General features: G+C 72.2%; 23 protein-coding genes. 16 read left to right on the top strand and 7 right to left on the bottom strand.

Going from position 1 to position 20,033, the window contains the following annotated elements:
• Nucleotides 1-5: 5 nt before the first annotated feature.
• The 14 genes from QFW77_RS13550 to QFW77_RS13485 all read left to right on the top strand — a co-directional run bounded on the left by QFW77_RS13550 (nucleotide 6) and on the right by QFW77_RS13485 (nucleotide 11,769).
• Nucleotides 6-551: a KdsC family phosphatase gene (locus QFW77_RS13550; RefSeq protein WP_280575301.1), complete on the top strand. Its 546-nt coding sequence runs from the start codon at nucleotides 6-8 to the stop codon at nucleotides 549-551.
• Complete coding sequence (gene lptC / locus QFW77_RS13545; RefSeq protein ID WP_280575300.1) at nucleotides 548-1,108, top strand: LPS export ABC transporter periplasmic protein LptC; 561 nt, start codon at nucleotides 548-550, stop codon at nucleotides 1,106-1,108. Before QFW77_RS13550 ends, lptC begins: the two co-directional genes overlap by 4 nt.
• Nucleotides 1,089-1,607 (top strand): lipopolysaccharide transport periplasmic protein LptA, encoded by a 519-nt coding sequence (lptA, locus tag QFW77_RS13540; RefSeq protein ID WP_280575299.1) that lies wholly within the window; start codon nucleotides 1,089-1,091, stop codon nucleotides 1,605-1,607. Before lptC ends, lptA begins: the two co-directional genes overlap by 20 nt.
• Nucleotides 1,607-2,326, top strand: a complete 720-nt coding sequence (gene lptB / locus QFW77_RS13535; RefSeq protein WP_280575298.1) for an LPS export ABC transporter ATP-binding protein — start codon at nucleotides 1,607-1,609, stop codon at nucleotides 2,324-2,326. Before lptA ends, lptB begins: the two co-directional genes overlap by 1 nt.
• A gap of 90 nt (nucleotides 2,327-2,416) precedes the next feature.
• A complete protein-coding gene (locus QFW77_RS13530; protein WP_280575593.1) occupies nucleotides 2,417-3,835 on the top strand; it encodes an RNA polymerase factor sigma-54 in 1,419 nt (472 codons plus the stop codon).
• Between the two features lie 137 nt (nucleotides 3,836-3,972).
• The gene (gene hpf / locus QFW77_RS13525) at nucleotides 3,973-4,299 is read left to right on the top strand and encodes a ribosome hibernation-promoting factor, HPF/YfiA family (protein ID WP_280575297.1); all 327 of its coding nucleotides are present in this window, start codon (nucleotides 3,973-3,975) and stop codon (nucleotides 4,297-4,299) included.
• 35 nt (nucleotides 4,300-4,334) lie between these two features.
• Nucleotides 4,335-4,790, top strand: coding sequence for a PTS sugar transporter subunit IIA (locus QFW77_RS13520; RefSeq protein WP_280575296.1), 456 nt, complete (start codon nucleotides 4,335-4,337; stop codon nucleotides 4,788-4,790).
• Nucleotides 4,791-4,815: 25 nt separating this feature from the next.
• Nucleotides 4,816-5,775, top strand: coding sequence for an HPr(Ser) kinase/phosphatase (hprK, locus tag QFW77_RS13515; RefSeq protein WP_280575295.1), 960 nt, complete (start codon nucleotides 4,816-4,818; stop codon nucleotides 5,773-5,775).
• The gene (rapZ, locus tag QFW77_RS13510) at nucleotides 5,772-6,653 is read left to right on the top strand and encodes an RNase adapter RapZ (RefSeq protein WP_280575293.1); all 882 of its coding nucleotides are present in this window, start codon (nucleotides 5,772-5,774) and stop codon (nucleotides 6,651-6,653) included. The genes hprK and rapZ overlap by 4 nt, the downstream gene beginning before the upstream one ends.
• Before the next feature lie 77 nt (nucleotides 6,654-6,730).
• Entirely contained in the window at nucleotides 6,731-7,123 is a 393-nt protein-coding gene (locus QFW77_RS13505; RefSeq protein ID WP_280575292.1) for a PTS sugar transporter subunit IIA, read from the top strand.
• Nucleotides 7,124-7,189: 66 nt separating this feature from the next.
• Nucleotides 7,190-7,459 carry an HPr family phosphocarrier protein gene (locus tag QFW77_RS13500; RefSeq protein WP_280575291.1) on the top strand — a complete coding sequence of 90 codons (270 nt, stop codon included), beginning with the start codon at nucleotides 7,190-7,192 and terminating at the stop codon, nucleotides 7,457-7,459.
• A 3-nt stretch (nucleotides 7,460-7,462) separates the two neighbouring features.
• On the top strand, nucleotides 7,463-9,187 hold the full coding sequence (gene ptsP, locus QFW77_RS13495) for a phosphoenolpyruvate--protein phosphotransferase (protein WP_280575290.1): 1,725 nt from the start codon (nucleotides 7,463-7,465) through the stop codon (nucleotides 9,185-9,187).
• Nucleotides 9,188-9,383: 196 nt separating this feature from the next.
• Nucleotides 9,384-10,745, top strand: a complete 1,362-nt coding sequence (gene mgtE / locus QFW77_RS13490; RefSeq protein ID WP_280575289.1) for a magnesium transporter — start codon at nucleotides 9,384-9,386, stop codon at nucleotides 10,743-10,745.
• Nucleotides 10,746-10,941: 196 nt separating this feature from the next.
• The gene (locus tag QFW77_RS13485) at nucleotides 10,942-11,769 is read left to right on the top strand and encodes a carboxylesterase family protein (RefSeq protein ID WP_280575288.1); all 828 of its coding nucleotides are present in this window, start codon (nucleotides 10,942-10,944) and stop codon (nucleotides 11,767-11,769) included.
• Nucleotides 11,770-11,904: 135 nt separating this feature from the next.
• On the opposite strand, the gene QFW77_RS13480 is transcribed toward QFW77_RS13485, so the two are convergent.
• The 6 genes from QFW77_RS13480 to QFW77_RS13455 all read right to left on the bottom strand — a co-directional run bounded on the left by QFW77_RS13480 (nucleotide 11,905) and on the right by QFW77_RS13455 (nucleotide 16,221).
• Entirely contained in the window at nucleotides 11,905-12,852 is a 948-nt protein-coding gene (locus tag QFW77_RS13480) for an aspartate carbamoyltransferase catalytic subunit (RefSeq protein WP_280575287.1), read from the bottom strand.
• A 73-nt stretch (nucleotides 12,853-12,925) separates the two neighbouring features.
• Nucleotides 12,926-13,390 carry a Holliday junction resolvase RuvX gene (gene ruvX / locus QFW77_RS13475; protein ID WP_280575286.1) on the bottom strand — a complete coding sequence of 155 codons (465 nt, stop codon included), beginning with the start codon at nucleotides 13,388-13,390 and terminating at the stop codon, nucleotides 12,926-12,928.
• The gene (locus QFW77_RS13470; protein WP_280575285.1) at nucleotides 13,387-13,953 is read right to left on the bottom strand and encodes a YqgE/AlgH family protein; all 567 of its coding nucleotides are present in this window, start codon (nucleotides 13,951-13,953) and stop codon (nucleotides 13,387-13,389) included. The genes ruvX and QFW77_RS13470 overlap by 4 nt, the downstream gene beginning before the upstream one ends.
• 64 nt (nucleotides 13,954-14,017) lie before the next feature.
• On the bottom strand, nucleotides 14,018-14,800 hold the full coding sequence (locus tag QFW77_RS13465; protein ID WP_280575284.1) for a sterol desaturase family protein: 783 nt from the start codon (nucleotides 14,798-14,800) through the stop codon (nucleotides 14,018-14,020).
• A gap of 14 nt (nucleotides 14,801-14,814) precedes the next feature.
• A complete protein-coding gene (locus QFW77_RS13460) occupies nucleotides 14,815-15,273 on the bottom strand; it encodes an FKBP-type peptidyl-prolyl cis-trans isomerase (protein ID WP_280575283.1) in 459 nt (152 codons plus the stop codon).
• Between the two features lie 324 nt (nucleotides 15,274-15,597).
• Nucleotides 15,598-16,221 carry a superoxide dismutase gene (locus QFW77_RS13455; protein ID WP_280575282.1) on the bottom strand — a complete coding sequence of 208 codons (624 nt, stop codon included), beginning with the start codon at nucleotides 16,219-16,221 and terminating at the stop codon, nucleotides 15,598-15,600.
• Nucleotides 16,222-16,675: 454 nt separating this feature from the next.
• On the opposite strand from QFW77_RS13455, the gene QFW77_RS13450 reads away from it, so the two are divergent.
• Complete coding sequence (locus tag QFW77_RS13450) at nucleotides 16,676-17,608, top strand: DUF72 domain-containing protein (protein WP_280575281.1); 933 nt, start codon at nucleotides 16,676-16,678, stop codon at nucleotides 17,606-17,608.
• Nucleotides 17,609-17,752: 144 nt separating this feature from the next.
• Here the strand turns inward: QFW77_RS13450 and QFW77_RS13445 are convergent, their stop codons facing one another.
• Nucleotides 17,753-18,862, bottom strand: coding sequence for an alanine racemase (locus QFW77_RS13445; RefSeq protein WP_280575280.1), 1,110 nt, complete (start codon nucleotides 18,860-18,862; stop codon nucleotides 17,753-17,755).
• 171 nt (nucleotides 18,863-19,033) lie between these two features.
• On the opposite strand from QFW77_RS13445, the gene QFW77_RS13440 reads away from it, so the two are divergent.
• A complete protein-coding gene (locus QFW77_RS13440) occupies nucleotides 19,034-19,825 on the top strand; it encodes a glutathione S-transferase family protein (protein ID WP_280575279.1) in 792 nt (263 codons plus the stop codon).
• The last annotated feature ends 208 nt before the right edge of the window (nucleotides 19,826-20,033 follow it).

Raw genomic sequence — 20,033 nt, 5'->3', positions numbered from 1 at the left:
GACCGATGACCGTCCGCGCCGACTATCCCGACGACCTGCTCGCCCGCGCCGCGAGGATCCGGCTGGCGTGCTTCGACGTCGACGGCACGCTCACCGATGGCAGGCTGCTGTTCGACGCCGACGGCCGCGAGATGAAGGCCTTCCACGTCCACGACGGCCAGGGCTTGGCGCTGTTGCGCCGCGCCGGGATCGCGGTCGCCCTGGTCACCGCGCGCGCCAGCCCCGCGGTGGAGCGCCGCGCCGCCGAGCTCGGCGCGGAGGCGCATTGCGCGGTCGGCGACAAGCTCGCCAGGCTCGACGAGATCCGCGCCCGCCTCGGGCTGGGGCGCGAAGAAGTCGCCTTCATGGGCGACGACCTGCCCGACCTGGCACCGATGCGCGCCGCCGGGCTGGCGGTGGCGCCCGCCAACGCCCACGCCTGGACCGCCGCGCACGCGCACTGGCGCACCGCCGCCCGCGGCGGCGAGGGTGCGGCGCGCGAGCTGTGCGATCTGCTGCTGGCCGCCCAGGGCCGGATCGATGCTTTGCTGGCCGCGGAGCCGGCCCCGTGAACTGGCGCACCGCCCTCACCCTGACGCTGCTGGTCGCGGCGATCGTTTCCGGCTGGTCGGCCTGGCGCCAGCGCGCCGAACCGGTGCGCGCGGCCGCCGACGACACCCGTTCCGACTACGTGCTTCGCGACTTCGAGCTCACAGCGCTCAGCGGCGAGGGCAACGAATCGTTCACCCTGCGGGCGCCGCTGCTCGAGCAGCATCCCCAGGACCGCACCATCGCCATCGAGACCCCGCTGTTCCTGGTGCCCGACCGCGAGGGCGACTACTGGGAGGCGCGCGCGCGGACCGGGCTGGTGACCGCCGACCACGACGAACTGCAGCTGCGCGGCGACGTCCGGGTGACCGGCCCCGCGGACGACGCCCGCCCGGTGACGATGACCACCGAACGGATGGTCCTGTATCCCGAGCGCAACATCGCGCGCAGCGACGAGCGGGTGACCGTGACCCAGCCCGGTTCTACAATCGAGGGCCGCGGCATGGAAGTCGACCTGTCCAGCAAGCGGTACTCCTTCAACTCGGAAGTGAAGCAACGCTATGTCCCCACGCGCCGCTAGTGCACTGCTGGCCCTTGCCGCCGCCCTGGCGCTGACGCCCCCGGCGGCCGAGGCGCGCAAGTCCGACCGCAACCAGCCCATGGACATCGATGCCGGCAGGCACGAGGGCGTGTTCGACGACAGTGCGCCGACGGTGCTGTCGCAGGGGGTGGTGATCACCCAGGGCACGCTGGACATCCGCGCCGATCGCGCCGACATCCATACCCGCGACGGCGACATCTCCCGCGCCGTGCTGACGGGCACGCCGGCGGTGATGCGGCAGGAGCTGGACGACGGCGCGCCGATGACCGCGCGCGCCAGCAGGATCGACTACGACATGCGCACCGAGATCGTGACCCTGACCGGCGGAGCCTACGTCGAGCAGCCGCGCGGCTCGATGAAGAGCGAGCGCATCGTCTACAACATGCAGACCGGGCGCGTGGAGAGCGGCGGCGAGAACGCCGGCCGCGTGCAGATGCGCTTCGAGCCCCGCAACCCCGCCCCGCAGGAACAGGACTGATGCTGGTCGCGGAGGGTCTGCGCAAGCGCTACCGCACCCGCGAGGTGGTGCGCGACTTCGGGCTCACCCTGGAGGCCGGCGAGGTGGTCGGCCTGCTCGGCCCCAACGGTGCCGGCAAGACCACCTGCTTCTACATGATCGTCGGCCTGGTCCCCGCCGACGCGGGGCGCATCGTCCTCGACGGCCACGACATCACCGCCTATCCGATGTACCGGCGCGCACGGCTCGGGGTCGGCTACCTGCCGCAGGAACCGTCGGTGTTCCGCAAGCTGAGCGTCGCCGACAACATCCGCCTGGTGCTGGAACTGCGCGAGGGGCTGGACCGCAAGGCCCGCGAGGCGGAACTGGAGAGCCTGCTGGACGAACTGCAGGTCGCCCACGTGGCCGACCAGCTCGGCGCCAGCCTCTCCGGCGGCGAGCGCCGCCGGGTGGAGATCGCCCGGGCGCTGGCGGCGCGCCCCCGGCTGATGCTGCTCGACGAGCCGTTCGCCGGCGTCGACCCGATCTCGGTCGGGGAGATCCAGCGCATCATCCGCCACCTCAAGGAACGCGGCATCGGGGTGCTGATCACCGATCACAACGTCCGCGAGACCTTGGGCATTTGCGACCGCGCGTATATCCTCAACGAAGGCGGCGTGCTCGCGCAGGGGGCTCCGGATGCGCTGCTGGCCAATCCCGATGTGCGCCGGGTCTATCTGGGCGAATCGTTCCGCCTCTAGCCCCGGCGTCCGTCTCCGCCATGGATGCCGGGCGGGCCCGCACTCGCGCTGGCCCGCCGGGGCTCCGCCGGCCGTTCGTCGTTGGGGATGATGAAACCACGCCTGCAGACATCGCTCGGACAGCACCTCGTCCTGACCCCGCAGCTGCGCCAGGCCCTGCACCTGCTGCAGCTGTCGGCGCTGGAGCTCGAGGCCGAGATCGCCAGTGCGGTGGAGAGCAACCCGCTGCTGGACTGGCAGGAACATGCGCCCCTGCAGGCCCCCAGCCAGGACGGCGCCCCCGCCGGTGACGAGCCCCGCGTCAGCGAGCCGGAACCTTCCGAGCGCTGGGAGATGGACGATTCCTGGTACGGCGGGGCCGGTGCCGGCTCGGGGCCCGGCAGCGACGACGACGGCGACCCCACCGACCGGCTGGTCCAGACCGAGAGCCTGCGCGAACACCTGGCCTGGCAGCTGCACCTGAGCCATCTGTCGGCGCGCGATCGCGGCATCGGCGACGCCCTGATCGACGCCATCGACGACGACGGCTACCTGCGCACCTCGTTCGCCGACATCGCCGACACCCTGCAGCCCGAGATCCACTGCGAGGCGGAGGAGATCCTCGCGGTGCTGCGCCAGATCCAGCGGCTGGATCCGGCCGGCGTGGGCGCGCGCGACCTGCGCGAATGCCTGCGCCTGCAGCTCGACGCGCTGCCCGGCGGCACCCCGGGGCGGGCGCTGGCCGGGCGGATCGTCGACGAGCTGATCGAGGACCTGCCGCGGATCGGCCCGCAGGGCCTGGCCGAGGCGCTGCACTGCGAGCCCTGCGAGGCCGAAACCGCGCTGCAGCTGCTGCGCTCGCTCGATCCGCGCCCCGGCGCGCAGATCGGCGGGGTCTCCAGCGACACCTACGTGGCGCCGGACTGCGCGATCGAGCGCCACCAGGGGGTGTGGAAGGTCGCCCTGGTCGGCGGCCCGCATTCGCGGCTGACCATCCACCGCGGCTACGAGGGCATGATCCGCCACGCCAGCGAGGCCGACGCCGGCTACCTGCGCGGTCGCCTGCAGGAGGCGCGCTGGCTGCTCAAGAACGTGCAGGCGCGCGGCGAGACCCTGCTCAAGGTGGTGCGCTGCCTGGTGCGGCAGCAGTCGGGGTTCCTCGAGTTCGGCCCGCAGGCGCTGCGCCCGCTGACCCTGCGCGAGGTCGCCGCCGAGATCGGCATGCACGAATCCACCGTCTCGCGCGCGATCGCGCGCAAGTACGTGCACACCCCCCGCGGCACCCTGCCGCTGCGCCAGTTCTTCGCCTCAGGGGTGGGCACCGACAGCGGCGGCCAGGCCTCCAGCACCGCCATCCAGCAGATGATCCGCGGCCTGGTCGACGCCGAAAACCCGCGCAAGCCGCTGTCCGACGCGCGCCTGGCCGAGGCGCTGAAGGCGGCCGGGGTCGCCGTGGCGCGGCGGACGGTGACCAAGTACCGCGAGGCGATGAACATCCCCTCCTCCCACGACCGCGTGCGGCTGGGGTGAACTGCCCGCCGCGGCGGCGGTCGAACCCCGTGCACCGCGCGCTTGCCCCCCGCCCGCCTTCGGGTACCCTGTGCCCGACCGCCGCGTCAGGCCAGCGCGCGACGCAGACCGAATCCACCCATTCAGGAGGCTCGCCGATGCGCATCGAAACCCACGGTCACCAGATCGAGGTCACCCCCGCCCTGCGCGACTACGTCGACAGCAAGCTGGAGCGGCTGTCGCGCCATTTCGAGCGGCCCTTCGACGTGCGCATCCAGCTCGGGCTGGACAAGCCCCAGCACAAGGCCGAGGCCACGGTGACCCTGCCCGGCCGCACCCTGCATGCCGACGCCAGCGCGGCCGACATGTACGCCGCGATCGACCTGCTGGCCGACAAGCTCGACCGGCTGCTGGTCAAGCACAAGGACCGGATGGTCGATCACCACCGCGGCGAGAACCCGGTACGGGACGGCAGCTTCGGCTGAGACCCGCCGCGCCTCCAGGACCCGACGCCCCGGCAATGCCCTGCACCGATCTCCTCGCCGCCGACCGGATCGCGGTCCTGTCCGGCCCCGCCTCGCGCGCGGCCGTGCTCGATGCCGTGGCGCGCCTGCTCGGCGCCGACCCGTTCGACGCAGGGCGGGTCGCCGCGATGCTGCGCGAGCGCGAGGCCCAGTGCAGCACCGGGATCGGCCACGGCGTGGCGATCCCGCACGCGCGCGGCGGCGATGCGCCGGTGGCCGCCTTCCTCAGGCTTTCCCAGCCGGTCGATTTCGCGGCCTGCGACGGCGAGCCGGTCGACCTGGTGTTCGCCATGCGCGTGCCGGGCGACCGGCCCCAGGACCATCTGCTGATCCTCGCCGACCTGGCGGACTGCTTCGCCGACGCCGCCTTCCGCGAGCGCCTGCGCGCCGCCGCCGACGCCGAGGCGCTGCGTGCGCTGCTGCTCGGCGGCGCCCGGCGCCGGGCGGCATGAACGCCGCCATCGGGGCCCCGCCGCCGTGAACGCCAGCATCACCGCCCAGGACCTGTTCGACCACCAGCAGGAGCGGCTGGAGCTGCGCTGGCTGGCCGGGCAACAGGGCCAGACCCGGGTGATCGAGGCGGTGGAAACGGTGGCCCGCCGCCCCTCGCTGGCCGGCTACCTCAACATCATCTATCCGAACAAGGTGCAGATCCTCGGCACCGAGGAACTGGCTTGGCTGGACGCACTGGACGCGCGGCTGCGCTGGGAGACGATCGAGAAGATCATGCAGTTCCGGCCGCTGGCGCTGGTGATCAGCAAGAACCAGAACTGCCCCGAGGACCTGCGCGAGATGGCGGAGGACTCGGAGATCCCGCTGTGGACCTCGCCGCGCCGGGGCCACGAGCTGCTGAACCACCTGCAGTACCACCTGGCGCGCGCGCTGGCACCGCGGGTCACCCTGCACGGGGTGTTCATGGAGATCTACTCGATCGGCGTGCTGATCACCGGCGAATCCGGCTCGGGCAAGAGCGAGCTGGCGCTCGAACTGATCACCCGCGGCCATCGCCTGGTCGCCGACGATGCGCCGGAATTCACCCAGATCGCCCCCGACGTGCTCGACGGCACCTGCCCCGAACTGCTCCAGGACCTGCTGGAACTGCGCGGCCTGGGCGTGCTCAACATCCGCGAGATGTTCGGCGACACCGCGGTCAAGCGCAACAAGTACCTGCGCCTGATCGTGCACCTGGCCAGGCCCGACCACGAGGAATCGCGGCCCGACAACGGCGGCATGGAGCGCCTGACCGGCGACCTCGGCTCGCGCCCGGTGCTGGACCTGGAGGTGCCGATGATCACCCTGCCGGTGATGCCCGGCCGCAACCTGGCGGTGCTGACCGAGGCGGCCACCCGCACCCACATCCTGCGCGCCAAGGGGGTCGACCCGGCGGCGGCGTTCCTGGCGCGGCATTCGCACTTCCTCGAGCGCGGCCTGCCGTGAGCGCGCCGGCCGTGCCCACCCCCACGCTGCTGATCGTCACCGGCATGTCCGGCAGCGGCAAGTCGGTGGCGCTCAACACGTTCGAGGACCTGGGCTTCTACTGCACCGACAACCTGCCCGCGGACCTGCTGCCGCATTTCGTGCGCAGCCTCGGCACCGGCGACGGGTCGCCGCAGAAGCTCGCCGTCGGCATCGACGTGCGCAACCGGCACCGCGACCTGGCCAACATCCCGGAGTGGCTGTCGGCGGTGGCCGGGCTCGGCTTCGACCCCAGGCTGGTGTTCTTCGAGACCTCCGACGCGGTGCTGCTCAGGCGCTACGCCGACACCCGGCGCCGGCACCCGCTCAGCCACGCCGGCCTGGCCCTCGCCGATGCGATCGCCCTGGAGCGGCAGGTGCTCAAGCCGCTGCGCTCGCTGGCCGACATCGTCATCGACACCAGCGACTTCAACGTGCACCAGCTGCGCCGCCGGGTGATCACCGAGCTGGGCCTCGCGCTGGACACCACCCTGTCGCTGCTGTTCGAATCCTTCGCCTACCGCCACGGCGTGCCGGGCGATGCGGACTTCGTGTTCGACACCCGCGGCCTGCCGAACCCGCACTGGGTGCCGCGGCTGCGGCCGCTGTCCGGGCGCGACGCCGCGGTGCGCGAACATCTGGAAGCGCAGCCCGACGTCGCCGAGTACTTCGGCCAGGTCGCCGCGTTCCTCGACCACTGGCTGCCGCGGATGCGCTCGGACACCCGCAGCTACGTCACCATCGCCCTCGGCTGCAGCGGCGGCCGCCACCGCTCGGTGTACCTGGCCGAGGCGCTGGCGGCGCACGCCCGCGCCGGCGGCTGGGAGGACGTGGCCACCTTCCACCGCGAGCTGGACTGAGCCGCGCCAGGGTCCGCAACGATACGTCCCGGCCCCCGCGCTTCCTGACTGTCGTCCCGCTCTGCTAAGTTGTCGGCATGTCCGTCGGCATCCTGCTCGTCACCCATGAAGGCATCGCCAGCGCCCTGCTGGCGGCGGCGCGCGGCATGCTGAGCAACCTGCCGCTGAAGACCGAGGCGTTCGAGGTGCCGTTCGACGCCGATCCGGACGCGGCGCTGCCCCGGGCGAGCGCGGCGATGCGGCGGGTCGACGACGGCCAGGGTGTGCTGATCCTCACGGATCTGTACGGCGCCACCCCCAGCAACCTCGCTTCCCGCCTCGCCCGGCTCGGCACCCCGGTGCGCCGGGTCTCGGCGCTCAGCCTGCCGATGCTGCTGCGGGTGATGAACTACGCCGAGCTCGGGCTCGACGAGCTGCCGGCCGTGGCCGCGGCCGGCGCCCGCAACGGGGTGATCCATGACGATGCATGAAGCCGGCCGCGGCGCCGCCGCGAGGCGCGACCCAGCGCTGCCCGGCCAGCTGACGGGAGACCGGCAATGATCGAACGCGACCTGGTGGTCTCCAACCGCCTCGGCCTGCACGCGCGCGCCACCGCGAAACTGGTGCAGGTGCTCTCGGCGTTCCGCTGCAACGCCACCCTCAACGCCAAGGGCCGCGAGGTCAACGCCAAGAGCATCATGGGCGTGATGCTGCTGGCGGCCGGGCCCGGCACGCCGGTGGTGCTGCGGGTCGAGGGCGAGGACGAGGCCGCCGCTGTGGAGGCGGTGAGCGCGCTGTTCGAGCGACGATTCGACGAGGATTCCTGACCCGTGCGCCAGGTGTTCTCCGGGCAGGGCGCGTCGCGGGGCAATGCCCTGGGCCGTGCCCGGATCCGCCTGCCCCACGCGCTCGAGGTGTCCGAGGAGCACATCGGCGCCGATGCGGTCGATGCCGAGCTGGAGCGCCTGCACGAGGCGATCGCCCAGGTGCGCGGCGAGCTGCGCGGGCTGCGCGAGCGGCTGCACGGCGCGCTCGCGCACGAGATCGGCGAGTTCCTCGACCTGCACGCGCTGCTGCTCGACGACCCGGAACTGCTGCAAGGGCTGGACGAGCTGATCCGCAAGGGCCGCTACAGCGCCGACTACGCGCTGCGCCTGCAGCGCGACCGTCTCGCCGCGGTCTTCCAGGGCCTGGACGACGCCTATTTCCGCAGCCGGGTCGAGGATCTCGATCACGTGGTCGGGCGGCTGCACGCGGCCCTGCACCGCCGCGAGGCGGAGCTGCAGGGGGTGGCCGGCGAGATCCTGGTCACCGACAACGTGGCCCCGTCCGAGCTCGCCCAGCTGCAATCGCAGGGAGTGCTGGCGGTGATCACCGCCGGCGGCAGCATGCTCTCGCACAGCGCCATCCTGGCGCGCAGCCTGCACCTGCCGCTGGTGGTCGGCGCCGCCGAGGCGCTGCAGCAGATCAACGACGGCGACGTGATCTGCGTGGACGGTTCCAGCGGCCACGTGGTGCGCGAGCCGAAGGCGGCCGACCTGCGCGCCCACCGGGCGCGCGTGCGCGAGGAGCGCCGCGAGCGCAAGCAGCTGTACCGGCTGCGCCGCGAACCCACCCGCACCGTCGACGGCACCGACATCCTGCTCTACGCGAACGCCGAGTCGCGCGAGGACGTGGCCGACGCGCATGCGCTGGGCGCCGCCGGCGTCGGGCTGTACCGCACCGAGTTCCTGTTCCTGCAGCGCGAGGGCCTGCCCGACGAGGAGGAGCAGTTCCTCGCCTACCGCGATGCCGTGCTCGGCATGACCGGCCGCATGGTGACCATCCGCACCCTCGACCTGGGCGCCGACAAGAGCGACCGCAGCGGCCTGGTCCTGCCGAGCGAACCGAACCCGGCGCTGGGGTGCCGCGGGGTACGGCTGTCGCTGGCGCGCAAGGACGTCTTCGTCAGCCAGCTGCGCGCGATCCTGCGCGCCTCCGGCTACGGCCCGGTGCGGATCCTGCTGCCGATGATCACCCACCGCGGCGAGATCCTCGAGGTCGCGGCGCTGGTCCGGCAGGTGACCCGCGACCTTCGCAGCGAGGGCTACGAACTGGCCGGGCACGTCCCGCTCGGGGCGATGATCGAGGTGCCGGCGGCGGCGATCGCACTGCCGGGATTCATCGGCGAGGTGGACTTCGTCTCGGTCGGCACCAACGACCTGGTCCAGTACCTGCTGGCGACCGATCGCAACAACGAGGCGCTCGGAGCGCTCTACGATCCGCTGCACCCGGCGGTGCTGCGCATGCTGCGCGACGTGATCCGCACCGCCCGGGCGCGCGGCAAGCCGGTGGCGGTCTGCGGCGAGATGGCCGGCGACCCGCTCTTCACCCCGCTGCTGCTGGCGCTGGGCCTGGGCGAGCTGAGCCTGCACCCGGCCACCCTGCTGGAGGTCCGGCAGGCGATCCGCGGCCTGGATCTCGGCCGGCTGCGCGCGCGGGCGCCGGCGCTGATGCGCGCGCGCGACCGCGCCGGCATCGAACGCTGGATGGAAGCGGCGCGGGCGGCGGCCTGAAGGACCGCCCGCGGGTCTGCGCAGGCCTGGCCGGGGGGCCACCGGTTCCACCCCGAGCAAGGCCCGCCGCGCCCTCCACGCGCACAGGCGCATGCGCCGGCAGGGTGGGCAGATCCGGAGGCAACGGCGATAATGCGCGCATGAACGCCTGATCCTGTCGCGCCTCTGGGGCACGACGCGCCAACGGAAGACCCGCATGGCCGAAGCCGCCCGCCACGACAAGACCGCGCGCCAGCTGCGTCTGCTCTCCGATGCGCTAGACAGCGGCCGCCTCGGCCCGGTGCGGCGCCTGGTCAATACCCTCTCGCCGGCCGAGATCGGCAACCTGCTCGAGTCGCTGCCGCACGACAAGCGCATGATCGTGTGGGGACTGGTCGATCCCGACGACGACGGCGAAGTGCTGGTGCACGTCGGCGACGAGGTGCGCGAGGGCCTGATCGCCGACATGGATCCGGACGAGCTGGTCGCGGCGGTCGAGGACCTCGACATCGACGACCTCGCCGACCTGGTCGAGGACCTGCCGGACACGGTGATCGACGAGATCCTCAAGTCGATGGACCGCGAGAACCGCGAGCGCCTGGAGCAGGCGCTGTCCTACGAGGAGGACACCGCCGGCCGCCTGATGAATCCGGACGTGGTGACGGTGCGCGCCGACACCACCGTGGACGTGGTCCTGCGCTTCCTGCGGTTGCGCGGCGAACTGCCCGAGCACACCGATCATCTGTACGTGGTCAACCGCCGCCACCAGCTGATGGGCTGGGTGGCGCTGCAGGACCTGGTGACCCGCGAGCCCGGCACCGCGATCAACCAGCTGATCGACGATTCGCTCACCGCGCTGCACGTGAGCGAGTCGGCGCAGGAGGTCGCGCGCCAGTTCTCCGACCACGACTGGGTATCGGCGCCGGTGGTCGACGACGGCAACGTGCTGCGCGGGCGCATCACCATCGACGACGTGGTCGACATCATCCGCGAGCAGGCCGAGCACCAGGCGCTCGGCGCCGCCGGCCTGGACGAGGACGAGGACCTGTTCTCGCCGATCCGGCGCGCGGTACGCGGCCGCGTGGCCTGGCTGGGCGTCAACCTGCTGACCGCGTTCATGGCGGCGTTCGTGATCGGCCGGTTCGAGGCCACCATCGACCAGATCGTGGCGCTGGCGGTGCTGATGCCGATCGTCGCCGGGATCGGCGGCAACGCCGCCGTCCAGGTGCTGACCCTGATGGTGCGCGGCCTGGCGCTGGGCCAGGTGGGCGCCAGCAACGCCGGCATCCTGCTGTGGAAGGAACTGCGGGTCGCGCTGATCAACGGTGTGCTGATCGGCGCGCTGGTGGGCACGGTCGCCCTGGCGTGGTTCCACGACTGGGTGCTGTCGCTGGTGATCGGCGCCGCGCTGGTGATCAACTTCAGCTGCGCGGCGCTGGCCGGGGTGCTGATGCCGCTGCTGCTGCGGCGGATGCGGATCGACCCGGCGGTGGCCGGCACCGTGGTGGTGACCGCGGTCACCGACGTGGTCGGCTTCTTCAGCTTCCTCGGCCTTGCCACCGTGATCCTGCTGCGCTGAGCGCCAGGCCGCTCGCCGCGTACGTTCCCCAAGGGCCGCTCGAACGGGTGCCGAAGGGGCGGGAGCGGTGCTGGGCAAGCTTGGCCGCGCCACAAACGCAGCGAGCGCGGGTATCGTGCCAGGTGCTGGCCGATGGATCGCGGCGCCGATGGCCGCGACCCTCCCAGTTTCCGGATCGAACCGATGGTGACCCCCGATGACCCGAAGCGCTCGCAAGACCGTCGCGCACCGCATCCATGCCGCCCTGGCCATGGTGGCGCTCCTGCTGCCGGCCGCCTGCGCCACCCTGCCCGCTGAGCCCGGGCGCATGGTGGAGCGCGAGGTCGAGGTCGACGGCCGGCGGCATGCCTACCGGGTGTTCGTTCCCGCGGGAAAGCCGGCAGGGGCGCCCCGCCCCGTGGTGCTGTTCCTGCACGGCTCCGGGGAGCGCGGCAGCGACCCCGGGCTGCCCACCCGGGTCGGGCTCGGCCCCTACGTGCAGGGCCGCGCACGCGACTTCCCGGCGATCGTGGTGTTTCCGCAGGCGCCGGCGGAGACCGAATGGAGCGACAACCTCGCGCTGGCCGAGGCCGCGCTCGACGCGGCGACGCGCGAGTTCGGCGGCGATCCGCGCCGCACCTACCTCACCGGCATGTCGATGGGCGGCTACGGCACCTGGGAACTGGCGATGGCGCGCCCCGGCCGCTTCGCAGCGCTGGTCCCGATCTGCGCGGGGCTTGAGGCGCCCGCGCACCGGCCGACCCTGCGGGTGCGCGCGGTGGACGGCGCGCAGGACAAGTTCGCCACCGCCGCGCAGCGCCTGCGCGACACGCCGGTGTGGATCTTCCACGGTGCGAAGGACGACCTGGTGCCGCCGGAACAGTCGCGGCGGATGGCCGCGGCACTGGCCGCCGCCGGCGCCGCGGACGCCCGCTACACCGAGTTCGCGGACGCGAACCACAACAGCTGGGACCCGGCCTACGCCACGCCGGAACTGTGGGACTGGCTGTTTGCCCAGCGCCTTGAGGCGGCGCCAGCCCGGTAGGCGCGGCCCATGGCCGCGAAGGCCCGCGAGCGCCGGCGGGCATGCGGCCCGCCAGCCGGCCAGCCGGCCGTCCTGCAAACCATCAAGCCCGCAAATTCCGCAAGTGCAAGACCGGCAGGCCTGGCGGCCGCGGCGCTACGCCAGCAGCATCTCCAGCACCGCCATCCTGACCGCCACCCCGTTGGCCACCTGGCGCAGGATCATCGACTGCGGGCCGTCTGCGACCTCGTCGTCGATCTCCACGCCGCGATTGATGGGGCCCGGGTGCAGCACCGCCGCGTCGGGCGCGGCGCGGCGCAGGCGCGCGGCGGTGAGGCCGTAGGCGTCGTGGTAGGCCTGCAGCGAAGGCACCAGCCCCTCGGCCATGCGCTCGCGCTGCAGGCGAAGCATCATCACCGCGTCCACGCCCTCCAGCGCCGCGTCGAAATCGTGGCCCACCGCGCATCCGGCCAGGGTGCCGTCCTCGGGCAGCAGCGCCTGCGGGCCGCAGACCCGGATCTCCGAACCGCCACCCGCACCGACCCCCAGCGTGCGCAGGGCGTGCAGCGCCGAACGGGCCACCCGCGAATGGCGCACGTCGCCGACGATCAGGATCCGCAGCCCGGCCAGGTCGCCGCCGCGCGCCTGGCGCAGGGTCAGCACGTCGAGCAGGCCCTGGGTGGGATGCGCGTGGCGGCCGTCGCCGGCGTTGACCAGCGAGGTCCCCGGCGCAGCGGCCGCCGCCAGCGCGGCCACCGCGCCGTCCTCGTGATGACGGACCACGAACGCGTCCACGCCCATCGCCTCGATGGTCTTGAGGGTGTCGCGGCCGCTCTCGCCCTTGGTGGTGGAGGAGGTGGAGGCGTCGAAGCCCAGCACGTCGGCGCCGAGGCGCTGCGCGGCGCGCTGGAAGCTCATCCGGGTGCGGGTGGAGGGCTCGAAGAACAGGGTGCAGACCGCGCGGCCCGCCAGGGCGCGGTCGTCGGCCCGGCCGTCGGCGATCTCCTGGGCGCGGTCGAGCAGCCGCAGCAGGGTGGCGCGCGGAAGCCCTTCGAGGGTCAGCAGGTGGCGCAGGCGCCCGTGGGAATCGGTTTGCGGGAACATGCGCTGATCGGCCGCCTGGTCGGGTGGTTCGGGACGCGGCGCGAGTCGTCGGGCACCGGCCGCGGTGGGCATTCTATGCCACCGGGCTGGCGTCCCCCGGGGCCGCCAGGTAGCGTTCGACGATGATCGCCGCGGCCACCGCGTCGAGTGCGGCGGCGTCTCGGCGGCGCCGGCGGCCCTCGGCGCGGTCGACCGCGAAGCGTTGCGCCGCCTCCACCGAGCTGGCGCGTTCGTCCACCAGCGCCACCGGCACCCGGTAGCGCGCATGCAGCGCGCGCGCGAATGCATGCGCCCGCCGCCGCGCCGGCTGGTCGCCGCCGTCCAGGGTCAACGGATCGCCCACCACCATGCCGTCGGGCCGCCATTCCTGCTGCAGGCGGTCGATGCTGCGCCAGTCCGGCTCGCGGTCGTGGACATCGATCACCGCCAGCGCGCGCGCGCCATGGCCGAAACCGCTGCCCACCGCCACCCCGATCCGCCGCGCCCCGACATCGAAGCCGAGCACCGTGCCATCGGCCTTGATGGCGGCCGGGCTCATGCGTGGCCCGAGTAGTCCGCCACGCGCTGCAGGTCCACGCCGATGCGGCCCGCCGCGGTCTGCCAGCGCGCCTCCAGCGGGATCGAGAACAGCAGTTCGGCATCGGCGGGCACGGTCAGCCAGCTGTTCTCGGTCAGCTCGTGCTCCAGCTGCCCCGCACCCCAGCCGGCGCAGCCCAGGGCCACCGCGGCCCGGGCCGGGCCGTCGCCCCGGGCCATCGCCTCCAGCACGTCGCGCGAGGTGGTGACGTACAGGCCGTCGGCGATCTCCAGGCTCGAGTCCCAGGCGCGGCCGCCATCGTGGATGACGAAGCCGCGCTCGGGGTGCACCGGCCCCCCGGCGAGCACCGCCTGGCCCCGCAGCAGCGCGTCGCCGCCCTCGATGTCCATCTGCTCGAACACCTCGGCCAGGGTGTACTCCGAGGCGCGGTTGACCACCACCCCCATCGCGCCGTCCTCGTCGTGCTGGCAGATCAGCGCCACCGAGCGGGCGAAGTTAGGGTCGGACAGGGCCGGCAGCGCGATCAGCAGCTGGCCGGCGAGCGGGGTGGGATCGAGGGGCATGGGGCCATTCTAACGGCTCGTCCGTGAGCCCGCCCGCTGCGCGCATGGCCCGCTCACCACCGGGTCAGCGCCCCCCGGCCCGGCGCGCGGTTGCCAGCTGGGCGTCGGCGGCATCGGCCGGCAACCGGGTGCCGAGCCAGCGATCCATGAACCCGAACAGGAACCCGTAGTTGCCGTGGTAGCAGGCGTGGTGGAGGTGGTGGCGGCGGCTGGCCGCCAGCCAGTGGAGATGGCCGACCCTTGGGGCGTAGTCGTAGTTGGAATGGCCGAGATTGTTGAGCAGCAGGCTGCACACCGGCAGTGCCAGCAGCGCGGCGAAGCTGAAATCGTGCAGCAGCATCGGCAGCAGGATCACGTTGCCCAGCAGCACCGCCTCGAGCGGATGGAAGCTGTAGGTGGCGAACGGCGTGGTCACCAGTGAGCGGTGGTGGTGCTGGTGGTAGCGGCGCAGCGGCCGGGTGTGCAACAGCCGGTGGTTGGCGTAGAAATGCACGTCGTTCCAGACCAGCAGCACCGCCACCTCGAAGGCGATGCGCAGCGCGCCCGGGTCCTGCGCCAGCCGCGCCCAGCCCTGCTGGACGAACCACCAGGGCAGCACGCTGCCGATCCCGAACACCAGCAGCGAGAGCGCCGAAAGAGCGATCTCGTCGCGCACCTGCCGCGGCCGCAGCGGGCGCGGGTCGATGCGCCGGCCGATCCCGAGCGCCGGCAGCAGCCGGCGCGTCAGCAGCCAATTGCCGCCGCAGAACAGCGCGTAGATGGCGACGAAGAAGCCCAGCCCCGCGGCCATCGCCGCCGGCGCGGGCCGCGCCGCCCAGGCGTTGCCGAGCGCGACCAGGGGACCCATCGGAGCCGCTCAGATCAGCCGAGGCCGAACTGCAGCTCCTCCGGGGTCGCCAGGCGCACGTCCACCACCTCGACCTCGGCGACGAACGGCCTGCCGGCCAGGGGGTTGTTGCCGTCGACGGTGATGCTGTCGCCTTCCACCGCGGTGATCACCACCTGCAGCGGGCCGCGCGCGGTCTGCGCCTCGAGCCTGCCGCCGACCGCGGGCTCGCCGGTGCCGGTGTAGGCCTCGCGCGGCAGGGTCTGGACCAGTTCGGGATGGCGCGGGCCGAACCCGGCTTCCGGCACGACCGTCACCTCGAAGCGGTCGCCGGCGCTGCGCCCCTCCAGCGCCTCCTCCAGCCCGCGCACGATGCTGCCGGTGCCGTGGATGTAGACCAGCGGGTCGTGCCCGCGGGTGCTGGTGATCTGCCGCCCGTCCTCGTCCCTGAGCGTGAAATGGAGGGTGCCGACCCGCCGGTTCGCGATGTCCATGGCTGTCCAGGTTGTGGGAGACCGCCGGCATCTTCGCGCGGCGGCGAACGGCGGCGCAAGTCCAGGGTTCCGAGCAAACGCCACGGTCGCCCGCTCCCTCGTAGGAGCGTGCCATGCGCGCGAAAGCTGGCGCGGCGGGCGACACCCGGACTCACCGCCATTTCGGCCGGAGCCTCCCGCGCCCTTCGCGACCATGGATCGCTCCTGCGGTACCGAAAACCCACCGAGTCCATCACGAACCAACCGGGGCCGATGGCCCGGGGGCGCAAAAAGAAGAAAGCCGGGACGGGCCCGGCTTTCCTCGACCACTCGAACGAGGTGGGCTCAGCCCATCGCGGCGCGGTAGCGGCGCTCCACTTCGTTCCAGTCGATCACGTTGAAGAACGCCGAAATGTAGTCCGGGCGGCGGTTCTGGTACTTCAGGTAGTACGCGTGCTCCCAGACGTCCAGCCCCAGGATCGGGGTGTTGCCGGAGCCGATGCCCTTCATCAACGGGCTGTCCTGGTTGCCGGTGTCCTCCACCGCCAGGCGGCCGTCCTTGCCGACCGTCAGCCAGGCCCAGCCGCTGCCGAAACGGCCCTTGGCCGCGGTGGCGAAGGCTTCCTTGAAGGCGTCGAAGCCGCCCAGGTCGCTCTCGATGCGCTTGGCCACCTCGCCACCGGGCTTGCCGCCGCCGTCGGTCGACATCACCGTCCAGAACAGCGAGTGATTGGCGTGGCCACCGCCGTTGTTGCGGACCGGCTTGCGCAGCTTCTCCGGCAGCGCGTCGATGTCGGCGATCAGCTGTTCGATCGGCGTGTCCGCGTGCTCGCTGTCCTTGAGCGCGTCGTTGAGGTTGTTGACGTAGGTCTGGTGGTGCTTGGTGTGGTGGATTTCCATCGTCTGCGCGTCGATATGCGGTTCCAGCGCGTCGTACGCATACGGCAGGTCGGGAAGAGTGTGGGCCATGACGGTCTCCGTTCCGGGGGAGTGAAGACCGCCATTGTGCACCGCCCCGGTAAAAACGGCATCAATCCCGGGGGAACGGAGCATTGCAGCCCCCCGGGCGGATCGGCGAGGGAGGCGAAAGCCACCCCGCCCGCCGTAGGAGCGCGCCACGCGCGCGAAGACCGAGGCCCTCGAACGCGCCCGGCATCACCGCATCGTCACCGGAGATACGCCGTGGTGTCATGGCCGCCTCGCGCCCCCCGCGCACGAACGCCCCCGGTTTCACAGGCGCTTGCCGACCCGGCCACCACCCTGGTTCACCCGGCAGCCCCGTCTCCGCCGGACCTGGACGCGCCACCGCTCACCCGCGGCCACGTCCCACCCCGCCCGGGCGCACGCAGCGGCCACGATCCACCGGGCACGGCGACCGCGATTCGCTCAGGACGATACTCGATCCACCTTTCCGTCAACGCGCATGGGCAACAAGCAAGCGACCCACCCGAAGAACGCGACCCACCCGGCCCCCGGCACCGTCCGCATCGGCATCTCCGGCTGGCGCTACGCTCCATGGCGGGGCAGGTTCTACCCCAGGAACCTGGTGCAGCGGCGCGAACTGGAATACGCCTCGCGCTGCTTTCCGACCATCGAGATCAACGGCACCTTCTATTCCCTGCAGCGGCCGGAGAGCTTCCGCCTGTGGCGCGATCAGACCCCGGAAGATTTCGTCTTCGCGGTCAAGGGCAACCGCTTCATCACGCATCTGCGGCGCCTGCGCGATGCAGACCAGGCGCTGGTCAACTTCCTCGCTTCCGGCCTGCTGGCGCTGGGCCCCAAGCTGGGCCCGCTGCTGTGGCAGCTGCCGCCGAACTTCCGCTACGACGAGGAGCGGATCCGCGCCTTCCTGCAGGCGCTGCCGCAAGACACCGGCGCCGCCCTGCGCCTGGCCCGCCGCCGCGAGACCGCGCGCATGCGCGGGCGCAGCGCGCTGTCGATCGACGAGCAGCGGCCGCTACGGCACGCCATGGAGGTGCGCCACGACAGCTTCCACGACCGCGGCTTCATCGAGCTGCTGCGCGAGCACAACGTCGCGCTGGTGGTGGCCGACACCGCCGGCAAGTGGCCCTTGCTGGAAGACGTGACCGCGGACTTCATGTACCTGCGCCTGCACGGCGACAAGGAGCTCTACGCCAGCGGCTATGGCGACGGCGCCCTCGACGACTGGGCCCGGCGCATCGCCGCCTGGGCCCGCGGCACCCAGCCGCAGGGCGCGCGGAGGGTGGTCGAGGGCGCGGTGCCGCGCCGTCCGCGCGACGTGTACTGCTACTTCGACAACGACATGAAGGTGCACGCCCCGTTCGACGCGAAGTCACTCGCGGAAAAGGTCCGCGCGCGGCTGCGCAGGGCCTGATCGGCACCAGTTCGCCGAGCCTGGCAATTCCGCTCGGGCGGGGGCACCGGTCTGGAGTCGGGCGACGAACTCATGCGACCCGGTGGGCAGCGCGATGGACGGACGTGCACGAACGTCTTCCCGCAAGCCAGCTGGAACGGCCACCTAGCTGGCCCGATGCCCTCGCCCCATCATCCCGATGCTCTCTCCCGCCAGCGTCCGGTATCGCCCCATCGCGTCGGCGGTCAGGCAGGAATGCACCGGCAGGAACAGCAGGGGATCGCCCGGACGCGTGCGCGCGATGACATCGGCCGGCGCCGACACGATCCCGTGCTCCTGCGACAGCCTGACCAGGCGCACATCGCGCTGGAGCTCGCCCCACCCGTCGGGGGCGGGGTTCACCGCGAGACCAAAGACCCGCTCGCCGTCCAGCGCCAACGCATCCTTCGAGAAATGCACCGCCCCGCCATGCACCACCAGCTCGCCGCGCGCCGGATGCCGCGCCACCACCGGGCAGGCCATCGCCACCGCGATGTCCTCCGCGTCGCAGGACCCGATCTGCCACTGCATCAGGTCGTAGAAGGCGAAGTTGCCCGGCCGGATCTCGCTCGCGCCGGAAAAGGACTCGGCGATCGAGCAGGTCGGCGTGTCGCCGACCGAGATCTCCAGCGGCCCGCACCCGGCCAGGTCCTCTCGCAGCCGCCCGAGCAGCATCAGGGTCTGCTCGTGCACGGCCAAGATCTCGCCAGTGTCGCGCGCCGCATAGCTATGGCCCGCATGGGCGAGCAGCCCGCGCAGCCGCACGTCGCCCCGCCCCGCCACCGAAGCGGCCAGAGCCCGCAATCCGTCCACGTCGTCTGGATCGAGCCCGGTCCGATGGCTCCCCACGTCGATCTTCAGCCAGACATCCAGCGGGGCGGAGAAGCGCACGCCTTCCAGCGCCGCGGCATCGGCCAGCACGATGCCGAACGCAGCCCGCTGCGCCAGCGCCTCGACCCGCCCCTGCATTCCCGGATGGAACGGGAAGGCCAGGGTGATGTCGTGCCAGCCGTCGTCAACGAAGTACTCCGCCATCGCCAGCGAGGACACGGTGATCGCCTCCACCCCGGCCTCGCGGAACCAGCGCCCGACAGCATGGCTCTGGTGGGTCTTGAAGTGCGGGCGCAGGCGCACGCCCGCCGCGGCGGCGCGCCGTGTCATCCGATCCAGATTGCGCCTGACGCGAACCTCGTCGAGCAGCAGGGCGGGCTCGGACAGCGGGGATGGCAGCGGCATGGCGTGCTCGTGGCGTGGGACCGAGCCCGAATCTTACCCGCCAGGCCGCGCGATGCCGTGCGCGGGTACCCGCCGCAGCTCGGCAAAAGACGCCCTAGGAAGCTCGTCGATGCCCATGATTTTCGCGGCGCCGCGCCATGGGCCGCCCGCCACGGCGAATACCATCGAAGGATGAAGCCCGCCACCTCCCCGATCCCGCCCGGCACCGACGACCCGCCACGGCCGGAGCTGGCGCTGTACGCGGAGAGCTTCGCCCCGTGGTGCGAGCGCGCGCGCTGGGCCCTGGATCACCACCGCGTCGGCTACCGCACCGTCGAACACCTGCCCCTGGTCGGTGAGCCCGGCCTGCGCTGGCGATCGCGCCGGTGGCGCGGGCGCGTCAGCGTGCCGTACCTGCACGGCCCGGGCGTGCGGCTGATGGACTCCGTCGAGATCGCCCGCTACGCCGAGGCGCGGGGTACGGGCGCCGCGCTGTTCCCCGCCGATCACCAGGCGCTCATCGATGGCTGGATCGCCCGCTCGGAGCGGTTGATGCAGGCGGGCCGGTCCCGCGTCCTCGGTAGCGGCCGAGACGCTCTCGAGGCACTGCGCGAAGTGGGGCCGGCGGTCCCCGCAATGCTCTCGCCCGCACGCGATACGGCCCTGGTGGCGGCCGCGCGCCACCTGGCGCGCAAATACAACACGCAATCGACACCCGAGCAAAACCTCCAGACCGCCCGCAAGGGATTGGCGGAGCTGCGCGACGGGTTGAGCGCCGGATCGCCCTATCTGGTCGGCGGACGCTTCACGTTCGCGGACGTGGCGATGGCCTGCGCACTACAGTTCATTCTTCCGGTGGCCGACCACCATATGCGGATCGGGCCGGCCACCCGAAGGCTGTGGTCCTGGAGCGAGCTCCTGACGGAGGCCGGCCCATGCCTGGCCTGGCGCGATCAGATATATCGGGTGCATCGCCTTGAGTGAGGTCCGACAATACCCGCACGGGACTTTAACCTCTGATCCGTTTTCCGATACCGCAATCAGCAGCGCCCCCTGGGAAGGGCCGCACCCGAGCAGGAAATCACTGGGTCATTACAGTGGGCCGATAGTCCAGGTCGTGCACCCGATCGAGGCGACGGCCGTTCCCGTACATCCATCCGGCGGCCGGGCCGAAGGGGTAGTAGTCGGCGCC

This window comes from Luteimonas endophytica, from assembly GCF_029887875.1.
Classification (GTDB): domain Bacteria; phylum Pseudomonadota; class Gammaproteobacteria; order Xanthomonadales; family Xanthomonadaceae; genus Luteimonas; species Luteimonas endophytica.
This window is presented reverse-complemented; position numbering and strand designations above follow the sequence as displayed.